6 protein-coding genes are annotated in these 11,849 nt (G+C 67.8%); all 6 read right to left on the bottom strand.

Annotation, left to right across the window (positions count from 1 at the left end; translation table 11 throughout):
* Positions 1–50 precede the first annotated feature (50 nt).
* Positions 51–1,688: a glycoside hydrolase family 27 protein gene (locus ABD810_RS28030; protein ID WP_344946861.1), complete on the bottom strand. Its 1,638-nt coding sequence runs from the start codon at positions 1,686–1,688 to the stop codon at positions 51–53.
* A gap of 124 nt (positions 1,689–1,812) precedes the next feature.
* Positions 1,813–3,624 carry a family 43 glycosylhydrolase gene (locus ABD810_RS28025; protein WP_344946858.1) on the bottom strand — a complete coding sequence of 604 codons (1,812 nt, stop codon included), beginning with the start codon at positions 3,622–3,624 and terminating at the stop codon, positions 1,813–1,815.
* A gap of 242 nt (positions 3,625–3,866) precedes the next feature.
* Complete coding sequence (locus ABD810_RS28020; RefSeq protein ID WP_344946892.1) at positions 3,867–5,303, bottom strand: non-reducing end alpha-L-arabinofuranosidase family hydrolase; 1,437 nt, start codon at positions 5,301–5,303, stop codon at positions 3,867–3,869.
* A gap of 94 nt (positions 5,304–5,397) precedes the next feature.
* Complete coding sequence (locus ABD810_RS28015; RefSeq protein WP_344946856.1) at positions 5,398–6,903, bottom strand: glycoside hydrolase family 10 protein; 1,506 nt, start codon at positions 6,901–6,903, stop codon at positions 5,398–5,400.
* Between the two features lie 14 nt (positions 6,904–6,917).
* Positions 6,918–8,981, bottom strand: a complete 2,064-nt coding sequence (locus ABD810_RS28010) for a family 43 glycosylhydrolase (protein WP_344946854.1) — start codon at positions 8,979–8,981, stop codon at positions 6,918–6,920.
* On the bottom strand, positions 8,978–11,707 hold the full coding sequence (locus tag ABD810_RS28005) for a beta-L-arabinofuranosidase domain-containing protein (protein WP_344946852.1): 2,730 nt from the start codon (positions 11,705–11,707) through the stop codon (positions 8,978–8,980). Before ABD810_RS28005 ends, ABD810_RS28010 begins: the two co-directional genes overlap by 4 nt.
* Positions 11,708–11,849 lie beyond the last annotated feature (142 nt).

The following is an 11,849-nucleotide window of genomic DNA, read 5'->3' as shown; positions in this document are numbered from 1 at the left end:
CCGGCTCTGGCGGTTCGCGTGTACGAGGATCGGATCGTGAGCGGTTGTGATCAGACGCGGTTCCACCGTTGGTTGGCGGCGCCGGTGCATGTCCAGATCTGGAGTCTGGCGTTGTTGGTCGTGGCGTTGTTGGCGACGTCCAGGCACTTGTTCGCGCCGATGGCGGTGATGCTTCCGTCGGTGTTGAAGCGCCACTTCTGGTTGTTCTGGCCGTTGCAGTCCCAGATGATGACACCGGTGCCGTCGGCGGTGCCGGCGTTGTTGACGTCCAGGCACTTGTTGCCGTAGACCCGCAGCTCACCGGCGGTGGTGGAGGTCCACTGCTGGTTGCTCTGGCCGTTGCAGTCCCAGATCACCACCTGGGTGCCGTTGGTCTGGGAGGCACCGGTCACGTCGAGGCATCTGCCCGAACCCGCCCCCTGGATCCGGGTCGTGGACGGGGAGGGCGTGGGACCGGGCGTACCGCCGCTGACCCGGAACACGACGGTTCCGTGAGCCGGGACGCTCGCCGAGATGGCGCCGGTGGTCGCGGTGACGCTGTTGGTCCAGGCGTCAAGCAGGTTGAAGGAGTTGCCGGACAGGCCGATCGCGGCGGCGGTGGTGCTGATCGTGGTGGTGCTGCCGCCCTGGTTGAACAGGGCGACCGCGACGTCGCCGTTGCTCAGCCGCTTGGCCAGGATGCGGCGGGTGCCGTCGTTGCTGATCTGGGTGGCCTGCAGGCCGAGCGTGTCCTGGTTGATGGCGATCAGGTGCTGGTTCTTCATGATCGTGGCGGTCGCGTTGTCCATGTTGCGGACGTCGTTGCCGGCGATCAGGGGCGCGGCCATGATGGCCCACAGGGCGAAGTGGCTGCGCATCTCGGTGTCGTTCATGCCGCCCCGGCCGACCACCATCATGTCCGGGTCGTTGAACTGCCCCGGAGCGGCGTAGCCCGACAGCGGCGCGTTGACGTTGACGATGTTCTGGATGCCCATCGGGTAGCCGTTGGTCTGGCCCGTGTTCCAGGCGTTGGTGATGTCCTCGGTCGTGCGCCAGATGTTGGCGACGTCGCCCCAGTTGCGTTGCGGGCCGGTCTTGGAATGGATGCTGTTGGGGTTGATGCTGTAGAGGATCGGCCGCCCGGTCGCCGCCAGCGCGTCTCGCATCTTGGCGAAGGTGCGCACCTGGTCGTCGATGGTGCCGCTGGGGGAGCACCAGTCGTACTTGAGATAGTCCACGCCCCAGGCCGCGAACTGCCGGGCGTCTTGGACCTCGTGGTTGAGGCTGCCGGTCGCGCCCGGGTAGGAGCCGAAGTACTGGGCGCAGGTCTTGTCGAGGGGGCCCTGGTAGAGGCCGAACTTCAGGCCTCGGGCGTGCAGGTAGTCGCCGAGGGCCTTCATCCCGCTCGGGAACCGCGACAGGTTGGCCTGGAGGTTTCCGGCGGAGTCGCGGTTGGGGTCGAACCAGCAGTCGTCGACCACGACGTACTGGTATCCCAGATCGCGCATGCCGTTGCTGACCAGGGCGTCGGCCGTCTGCCTGATCAGGGTCTCGTTGATGTTGCAGCCGAAGGTGTTCCAGGTGTTCCACCCCATGGGCGGGGTCCGGCCCACGCCGTTGTTCAGCGCCTGCGCCGGAACGGCCGGGGTGATCGCCACCAGGGCCAGCACCGCGGCGGTGACCAGCGCGCGTGTTCGTTTCCTTCTCATGGACTTCGCTCCTCGATGGATGGAGATCGGGCCCACAGGGCGAGATGACGTGCACCGCACCACATGGGTTCGATGGTTACGGGGGCGGGCGGGGGAGGGACTTGGGCTCACGGCGCGACCGTCGTCACTGGAAGGAGGCGTCGTCGATGTAGAGGCCGTCGGTGCCCGCGGCCGTCTCGACGTAGAAGGAGGCGTTGGTGAGCGTGCCGGTCCATGACACGGTCGCGGTGCCGGTCAGCAGGGTCCAGCCACCCGTGTTCACCGTCTGGGCGGGGGTGAGCTGGAGATAGTTCGTCGTGCCGTTCGCGGTGAGCGCCAGGGTCGCCTTCGCGCTGGGGGTGCCGCTCTGCGAGCGGACCCAGACGCTCGTGGTGTAGCTCTTGCCGTTGGTGAGCTGCGCGGTCACGTTCTGGTTGGGGCCGTTCCACGCGGCCGTACGGCCGGAGGTGAGCAGCGAGCTGCTGCCCGCGTAGGCGGGGGTCGCCGAGGACAGGGTGCCGCCGGAGGCGGTCCAGCCCGTGGTGCCGTTCTCCATGGTGCCGTTGGTCAGCAGTTCTCCGCCGCTGCCGCCGCTCGCGGAGAACTGCCACCAGTTCAGGTTGAGCAGGTAGCCGCTACCACCGGCGAACCGCAGGTAGAGGTCACGGGTTCCGGTCGCGCCGGAGACGGGGCAGGTGACTGTGGTCCAGTTCTGCCAGCCGCCGGTGCCGGGGACGGTGCAGGTGCCCACGAGGGTGCCGGTGGCGCTGCCGAGGCGGACTTCGATCCGGCCGCCGCTGGTGCCCGAGGCGACGCGGGCGGTGAAGGAGGAGGCTCCGTTGCCGAAGGCGACGCCCTTGACCTTGATGTGGTCGCCGTTCTCGATGAAGCCGACGTTCATGCCGCCTTCGCTGGAGGGCTCGGTCTCCACTCCCTGCGCCCAGGCGATCGTTTCGGCTTCCTGGCGGACGAACGGGTTCAACGTCCCCACCTGGGGCGGCCCGGCGGTGGTCATGGTGATGGTGGGTATGGTGCCGTCGGCGTTGTAGGTGAACTTCTCCATGGCCACCGACCTGGTGTAACCGCCGCCGCCCGGCAGGGCGCCGTTGTGGTAGAAGAAGTACGACCCGCCGGCGTAGTCGAGGATCCCGGCGTGGTTGGTGAAGCTCGACCCCTGCCTCGGCATGATCGTTCCCCGGTACGTCCACGGCCCGGTGGCACTGGGAGCCGTGGAGTAGGCGATGAACTCCGAGCAGCATTCGGCGGCGAACACGGTGTAGTAGAGGCCGTTGCGTTTGAAGATCCAGGGGCCCTCTTCGTAGAGGGTGGGACGGCTCGCGTTGCCGCTGCGTGCGCCGAAGCCGGCCGCGGTCAACGGGATCTGGGTGGGGCTCCCCGAGAACGAGGTCATGTCGGTGTTGAGCCGGACGTACCAAAGGCGAGGGTTACCCCAGTACAGGTAGGCCTGGCCGTTGTCGTCGATGAAGGCGTGCGGGTCGATCTCGCCGTTCTCGACCAGCGGGCGGCCCAGCGCGTCACGGAAGGGCCCGGTGGGGCTGTCTCCGACGGCGACGCCGATGGCCATGCCGCCGGTCGCCCGGTTGCGCACCGGGACGTACCAGTAGAAGCGGCCGTTGCGGGGGATGACATGGCCGGCCCAGGCGTTGGCGTCGGCCCAGGTGAAGGTGGCCAGGCTCATGGGGGAGCCGTGGTCGGTCCAGTTGGCCATGTCGGTGGAGGAGAAGACGCGCCAGTCGCGCATGGTGAAGTACGTGGAGCCGTCCTCGTCGTGGCCGGTGTAGAGGTAGACGCGGCCGTTGTGGACGAGGGGGGCGGGGTCGGCGGTGTAGATCGTCTGGACGATCGGGTTGTCGGCCCGCGCTGAGGACGGCACCAGCGTCGCCAGCAGAAGCGCGCTCATGATCCACAAAACCAGGCGGCGAACGAGGAGTTTCACCTGTCATCTCTTTCAAGCGGTTGTGCCGGGGGGTATTGGGGGTCCCGGGCGCGGTGAGCGCTCCCTCCTCCCGCGCCCGGGACCGGTTCAAGGGATGATCAGCAGGGGGAGCCGGTCTGTGTGACTCGGGCGGGCTCGGTCTTGTGCCGAGCCCGCCGCTGCGGTTCCACCCGGTCCTGATCGCGCTCGCCCGATGCGGGGGAACCGTCAGGAACATCCGAGGCGGAGCTGTGTTTCGTCGGTCAGCGCTGTAGTGTCAGCACGCCCGGCCGGTAGGGCAGGAGGCCGTAGTCGCCGCCGGAGCTGGGGCTGCGGCCCTGGTAGAGCAGCTGCAGGTTGCAGGGGTCGACGGTCATGGTCTGGTCGGCGTTGCTGCGCACCAGCTCGCCGTGGCTGATGTCGTTGGTCCAGGTGGCGCCGCTGTTGGCCTTGCCGGCGAAGGGGTTGCTCTCGGTGGCGGCCTGCGGTGTCCAGGTCCCGTTCAAACTGGTGGCGGTGAAGGAGCGGAAGTAGCGGCCCTGCGAGCCGATCGCCTCCACGAGCATGAGGTAGCGGTTCTGGCCCTGCAGCTTGTAGACCTGCACCGCCTCGAACAGGTTGTTGGTGGAGTCACTCATGATCACGGTCGAGGTCGAGCCGAAGTTGCCCGGGAAGTTGCCGATGGGCATGCTCGCCCGGTAGATCCTGCCGTTGTCCCCGGCGAAGAACAGGTACATGTTCGTGCTGTCGGCGATGAGGGTCTGGTCGATGGGTCCGGTACCGGAGTCGGAGATGCTTCCGGTGAACAAGGGCTGCTCTGCTGACCAGCCGTTGGGGTTGGTGGGGTTGGTGGAGGTCCGGTAGGAGAAGGGGGTGCTGCCCCATTGGTAGGCCAGCACCCAGATGTTCCTGGGGGCGAAGTAGAACAGCGTGGGCGCCACCGTGGAGGCGGACATGGTGTTCTGGGCGGCCGAGGCCATCTGCGACCAGTTGGAGAAGAGGCTGAAGTTCATCGAGCCCCATCGGGTGCCCGTGTCGTGGGTGGTCGCGTAGACCAGGTGCTGGCCGTTGTAGGGCGCGACGGTGAAGTCCTTGAGCGAGACCCACCCCGACTTCGGGGTCGCCAGCGAACCGGTCGAGGTCCAGCGGTACGTCGACGGGAGATTGCACGTGCCCGTCGGCGTCGGCGTCGGCGTCGGATCGGGGTTGCCGCCGCCGACCTGGACGAGTTGCCACTGCTGGTTGTTGCCGCCCCAGTCGTCGTACTGGACGATGTTCGCCCCGTCGGCGGTGGAGGCGCCTTGAACCTCCAGGGCCTTGTTGCTGTTGCGGTTGATCAGGCGGACGTAGCCGCCGGCCGAGTCGGCGAGGCGCCACTGCTGGTTGGTGCCGTTGAGGTCGGCCCACTGCACGATCGCCCCGCCGTTGGCGGTGGAGAAGTTGCTGACGTCCACGACCTTGCCCGAGTGGCGGGACTTGACGCGGTAGTAGCCGCCGCCCGAGTCGACGAACTGCCACTGCTGCTGGTTGCCGTTGTTACGGGCCCACTGGGTGATGCGGGCGCCGTCGTTGGTGGCCAGGTTGTAGACGTCCAGGGCCTTGCCGCTGTTCCGGTTGACCAGCACGTACCAGGCGTTGGTGTCGACGGTCGCCGCGTTCGCGGCGATCGTCGAGCCCAACGCGACCAGGAGACCGGTCACGAGTGTGGTCACGACCGCGATGATCGCCGCCGTACTCCGGCGCGGGCGCCGGGCGTGCGTGAGTTCCAAGGTGTGCTCCTTGATCGGGGACCGCTCAACCGACACGGGAGAGCTGCCACTGCTGGTTGTTGCCGCCCCAGTCGTCGTACTGGACGATGTTCGCCCCGTCGGCGGTGGAGGCGCCTTGAACCTCCAGGGCCTTGTTGCTGTTGCGGTTGATCAGGCGGACGTAGCCGCCGGCCGAGTCGGCGAGGCGCCACTGCTGGTTGGTGCCGTTGAGGTCGGCCCACTGCACGATCGCCCCGCCGTTGGCGGTGGAGAAGTTGCTGACGTCCACGACCTTGCCCGAGTGGCGGGACTTGACGCGGTAGTAGCCGCCGCCCGAGTCGACGAACTGCCACTGCTGCTGGTTGCCGTTGTTACGGGCCCACTGGGTGATCCGGCCGCCGTCGGCCGTCGACAGGTTGTAGACGTCCAGGGCCTTGCCGCTGTTGCGGTTGACCAGCACGTACCAGGCGTTGGTGTCGACCTGGCCCGGGGTCGGGGTCGGTGTCGGGTTGGTGGAACCGCCGTTGAGGGCGTTGAGCGTGCTGGTGTAGGCCGCCTTCTTGTTGCCGGAGGCGTCGAACAGCAGGGGGTTCTCCCCGGTGCGCCAGGAGTCGCTGTCGCGGATGCCCCAGACGGTGATGCCGGCGCACCGGGACACCGCCAGGCAGGCGCGGGTCACCGTGGCGTAGACGTTGGCCTGGTTGGACCCTTGGGCCACGTCGAGTTCGGTGATCTGGACGTCGACCCCGAGGTCGGCGAAGCGCTGGAGGTTGGCCTGGTAGTCACCGGAGACGGAGTTGCCCAGGTGGGACTGGAAGCCGACGCAGTCGATCGGCACGCCGCGCGACTTGAAGTCGCGCACCATGTTGTAGATGCCGGTGCTCTTGGCGTTGACCCCGTCGGTGTTGTAGTCGTTGTAGCACAGCTTCGCGCCCGGGTCGGCGGCCCGAGCGGCGCGGAAGGCGGCCTCGATCCAGTCGTTGCCGGTCCGCTGGAGGTTGGAATCGCGCCGGCCGCCGGAGCCGCCGTCGGCGAACGCCTCGTTGACGACGTCCCAGGAGTGGATCTTGCCGCGGAAGTAGGTGGCGACCTGGGTGACGTGGTTGATGGCGGCATCGCGGAGTGTCGAGCCGGACAGGCCTTGGGCCCATCCGGGCTGCTGGGCGTGCCAGAGCAGGGCGTGACCGCGGATCTTCATGCCCTGCCCCAGGGCGTGGTTCACGATCCGGTTGGCGTTGGTGTAGGTGAAGTTGCCGCGCTGGGGCTCGGTGGCGTCCCACTTCATCTCGTTCTCGGGGGTCACCGAGTTGAACTCGCGGTTCAGGATGCTGACGTAGGTGGAGTCGCCGAGCCTGCCGGCGGCGATGGCGGCGCCGAAGTAGCGGCCGCCTCTCTCGGCCGCCGACGCGCCCAGCGTGGAGGCGGCGTCCGCCGGAGCGGTGACCGCCACCGCCAGGCCGATGGCGACCGCGCCGGCGCTCAGGAGGGACAGCAGTTTCCGTAGCCGTGCGCGCCCGGAAGACCGGACCGAGCGGCTTGGGGGGTTCGTCACGGGATGCCCTTCGTTCACGGTGTGGTGAGGTCGAACCGGCGCACGGTCACCGCTCCGCCCAGTGCCTGGGTGGCGTAGTTGAAGATGCCGAAGCGGTATCCCATGAAGAACTGCCAGGCGTTGTTCAACGTGAAGGCCGGTCCGAGCGCGGTGAAGTTCACGCCGTCCGTGCTGTAGGAGAACCTGGCCTGTCTGCCCGAACCCGGCCGGATGTCGGCGTTCACCCGCAACCAGAGCCGGCCGCCCGAAATGTTCGCACTGGCCGCCTCGGTGCCGGTGCCCGTGGTGGCCCAACTGCTGTTCATGGTCAGGCCGTTGGTCATCACCACCCGGTTGACGCCGTTGTCGCGTTTGACGCCGATCCACGCCGACTGATCCCGAAGCATCGCCAGCCCGGACCGGTCACCGTTGGCCATCGCCGAGTAGTCGAGCTCGATCGTCGCCGTCGACGACGGGCCCTGGATGCGGTGGGTCAGGGTGTTGCGGGCGTTGTAGAGGTCGCCTGTGACGGTCGCGGTCTGCAGGCGCAGGCCGTTGCCGGTGGAGAAGCGGCTGGTGTCGGGGTTGTGGTTCCACTCCCACCGGTGACCGAGACTGGCCGATGTGAACGTGTCCGGGCCGATCATCGACGCGACGGTCTTGGAGGTCTGGATGTTCGGCCGGGGATAGTTGACACCCCAGCCGCCGTTGACCGTCTGGATGGTGGGCCAGCCGTCGGCGCTCCAGGTGATCGGCGCCAGGGCCGGTACCCGGCCGCCGGGGTAGGCGTCGACGAACGACATGTAGTACCAGGCGCCGTTCTGCGTCTGCACCAGGCCGCCCTGGTGCGGCACGCCGCCGCCGGAGATCGGGCCTGGCATGTTCAGCAGGACCTGCCGCATCTCGTACGGACCGAACGGGCTGGTCGAGCGCAGCACGTACTGGCCGTTGGCCGGGCGGGTCAGCCAGATGTAGTAGTAGCCGTTGCGCTTGTAGAAGCGAGCGCCCTCCAGGGTGCCGACGCTGGAGGGGGTCTGGAACACCTGCTGGGCGCGCACCTGGCTGAGCCCGTCGGCCGAGAGCTGGGCGACGCTGATCGTGCTGTTGCCGTAGGCGACGTACATGGTGTCGTTGTCGTCGACGAGCAGGCCGGCGTCGTAGTAGCAGTTGTTGATCTGCGAGCGCTTGGTCCAGGTCCCGTCCACGGCGGAGGCGGTGTAGACGTAGGAGCGGTTGAACTCGACGCAGCCTATCCAGTAGTACGTGCTGTTGCTCGGCCGGTAGTTGAGCGTCGAGGCCCAGATGCCCTTCACATAGGCCCGGCCGCCGTTGAGGTCGTAGGCGCCTGAGCCGAAGTCGAGCCTGGGCACCGAATGGCCCGCGTACTCCCAGTCGACCAGGTTGTAGGAGCGCAGGATCGGCGCGCCGGGTGAGTAGTGCATCGTCGAGGCCGAGTAGTAGTAGGCGTCGCCGACCCGGATGATGTCGCCGTCGGCGAAGTCCTGCCAGACCACGGGGTTGGTGTAGTTGCCGCCCGGATTCGGCGTGGGCGTGGGCGTGGGCGTGGGCGTCGGGTTCGGTCCGCTGCCGACCTGGATGAGCTGCCACTGCTGGTTGTTGCCGCCCCAGTCGTCGTACTGGACGACGTTGGCGCCGTCGGCGGTGGAGGCGTTCTGGACCTCGACGGCCTTGTTGCTGTTGCGGTTGATCAGGCGGACGTATCCGCCGGCCGAGTCGGCCAGCCGGAACTGCTGGTTGGTGCCGTTGAGGTCGGCCCACTGCACGATCGCCCCGCCGTTGGCGGTGGAGAAGTTGGAGACGTCCAGCACCTTGCCCGAGTGGCGGGACTTGACGCGGTAGTAGCCGCCGCCCGAGTCGACGAACTGCCACTGCTGCTGGTTGCCGTCGTTGCGGGCCCACTGGGTGATCCGGCCGCCGTCGGCCGTCGACAGGTTGTAGACGTCCAGGGCCTTGCCGCTGTTGCGGTTGACCAGCACGTACCAGGCGTTGGTGTCGACGGTCGCCGCGTTCGCGGCCTGGGTCGCGAGAAACACGCCCACGAGCAGCAGAGATGAGAGAACCGCGAGCACACGTCTCACAGGAACCTCCAGAGGTTGTTGTTCGAGCCGTTGTCGTCGGCGAGCACGATCTGCGCGCCCTGGGCGGTGCCCGCCAGACCGAGGACCCGGCCGCCGTTCGCGCACTGGATGCGGAAGGTGGCGTCGCTCCCGTAGCGCAGCCGCCAGCGGTGGTCACCGGTGCCGTTGTCGGCCCACTGCACGACTCGGGAACCCGCCGCGGTGGCGGCGTTCTCCACCCCCAGCACCTTCTGACTGTTGGAGTTGCGCAAGCGCAGGTATCCGCCGGTGTCGACGACGGCCGTCCAGAGGTGATCGGCGGTGCCGCTGTCACCCCACTGGATGACGAGCGCGCCGTCGGCGGTGGACATGTTGGTGACCCCGAGCACCATGCCGGTCGCCACGTTCTGGACGCGGCGGGCGCCGTTGGGTACGAACCGCCACTGGTTGTCGGCCGAGCCGTTGTCCGGGTCCTGGACCGCCTGGGCGCCGTTGGCGGTCGAGCCGTTCAGGATGCCCAGCAGCTTCGAGCTGTTGGCGTTGCGAATCTTGACCGAGCCGTCGCCGACGTCGGTGATCGTCCACCGGTGGTCGGCGGTGCCGGTGTCACCCCACTGCATGACCCGGGCGTTGTCGGCCGTCGACATGTTCTCGACGCCCAGCACCTTGCCGCTGTTGACGTTGCGGAACCGCAGCCCGTTGCCGTCCACGACCGGCACCCAGTCATGGTCGGCGGTGCCGTTGTCGGTCCACTGCAGCGCCAGGCCGCCGTCCGCGGTGGACATGTTCTGGATGCCGAGTGCCAGCCCGCTGGCCGCGTTGATCAGCCGGAAGCTCGTCCCGCCGCCCCCGCCGCCCTGCCCCGTGGCGTTCCAGTAGACGACGTAGTTGTGGTCGGCGGCGTCGTAGAACGGACCCAGATTCACCGATGCCCCGTTGGCCGTGGCCGTGAACGCCAGTGCCGAGGTGCTGGTCCGGGTGATCGTCGAGGGGGTCAGCGCCGGCGCCGACGACAGGGATGCACTCCCATAGTTGCCGGACAGCACGACGGGACCGTAGGTGACGGCCTGCAGGTTCGGGTTGTCGTTGGCGGCCTTCAGGACCACCCGCATCGGAAGCCGTACGGTCACCGTGTCGCCCGACGTCCACGACCGGGTGATCGAGGCGTAGGTGCCCGGGGTGGTGACGATGCTCTGCTGGACGCCGTTGACACTGATCGTCGCGCCCTGGGTCCAGGCCGGGATGCGGACCTGTATCGTCCATGACCCGTTCACATCGCCGGTGACCTGCAACGACGTGGTGTCGCTCACCGGATACGACGTCGTCTGGGTGACCGTGATGCCACGCTGTGACCAGTTGAGCGTGGAGGGCGCGAACAGGTTCACGAACAGCGTGGTGCCGTTGTGGAAGTAGATCGAGTCCATCAGCTTGGTATTGGTCTCGATGCCGGTGCCCTGGCAGCACCACATCGAGTTGTAGTCGGTACTCCACGTGCCGCCGCCCCAGGCCGGGCCGACGCCTTTCCTTCCGCCGGGGTTGAGCGGGGTGAAGTAGGTGACGTGGCCCCGGCTGTCGGCCGGGTTCTGCTGGCCGAGCAGGTGGTTGAGCAGGGCGTTCTCGAAGTAGTCGAAGTAGTCGGCCCGGGTCGGCGACAACGTCCACAACTCCCGGGTGAGCTTGAGCATGTTGTAGGTGTTGCAGGCCTCGCCGGTGTCCCTGGTCAGGTACCCGGCGATGGCGTTGGGGGCGCGGAAGTGCTCGGCCTGGCTGTTGGAGCCGTTGGCGTAGGTGTGGGCATTGATCGTGATGGCCCAGGCGTTGGCGGCGATGTCGCGGTAGCGGGTGGTCCCGGTCGCCTTGTACTCCCGCGCGGCGCCGATCCACTTGGGCACCTGCGTGTTGGCGTGCAGGCCATTGAGCCGGTCCTGGTTGGAGGCGAGCGGGTCGAACACTGCGGCGTGGTCGAAGCGCTGCGCGACCGTCAGCCAGCGGGAGTCCCCGGTCATCTGGTACAGGTCGGTGAGCACGGCGTTCATGCCGCCGAACTCGGTGCCGAGCATGGCCTGCATCTGGCTGGAGGACAGGCGGCCGGTCCGGGTGTCCACCCACCCGGCGAGGGCCAGAAGCACGGTCCTGGCCTGGGTGTTGCCGATGTGCCGCCACACGTCCAGCAGCCCGGCGAGGGTCTTGTGAATGCAGTAGTACGGCACGTTGCCGTTGCTCAGCGTGCGGTTCTCGACCGCGGTGATGTCGGACTCGGGGAAACCCGACAGGTAGCCGGTGGTGAACCCGGCCGCGCCGTTGTTGGCCTGGCATCTGGCCAGCTCGGCGACCATCTGGTTGGCCTTGTCCCGGCAGGTGGTGTCTCCGAGTACGGCATAGGCCTGTGCCCAGGCCGTCAGGAAGTGGCCCTGCATGTGGGACCGGAACGGGAAGCTGGGCGCGTCCCAGCCGCCGTTGGCCGTCGCGCCGTTGGTGGACAGGCGGTGGTTGGCGCGGAAGACATACAGCAGCCGGTCGACGTCGACGAAGCGCAGGTAGTTGAGTGTGCGGTTCTGGTTGTCCAGCCACCGGCCGGAGGTCAGCCGGACCTGGCCGAGGTCGAACTCGTAGGCTGAGACACCGATTTCGGATCTGGCCCACGGGAGCGCGGCCAGGGCGGGGGACATGCCCACCACCTGGCCGGCGGCCGAGAGCGCGGCGGTCGCGCCTGCGGCCCGAAAGAGCTGGCGACGGCTCAAGGGCATGGAAAGCTCCTTGGGGATGGAGGGTGAGGTGGCCGACCGGAGCCACCACGGCCGGCGACCCGTTTCACGTGGTCAGGTCGCTGGAGCGGCTGACCACGGCTTCCGGTGAGCCGCACTCGGAGGAAGTGTTAGCGATAACATT

The sequence above is a fragment of the Sphaerisporangium flaviroseum genome (assembly GCF_039537005.1).
Lineage (GTDB): Bacteria > Actinomycetota > Actinomycetes > Streptosporangiales > Streptosporangiaceae > Sphaerisporangium > Sphaerisporangium flaviroseum.
This window is presented reverse-complemented; position numbering and strand designations above follow the sequence as displayed.

Coding starts and splice junctions, on each gene's coding strand:
- ABD810_RS28030 (WP_344946861.1), bottom strand. CDS start 1,688: ATGAGAAGGAAACGAACACGCGCGCTGGTCACCGCCGCGGTGCTGGCC.
- ABD810_RS28005 (WP_344946852.1), bottom strand. CDS start 11,707: ATGCCCTTGAGCCGTCGCCAGCTCTTTCGGGCCGCAGGCGCGACCGCC.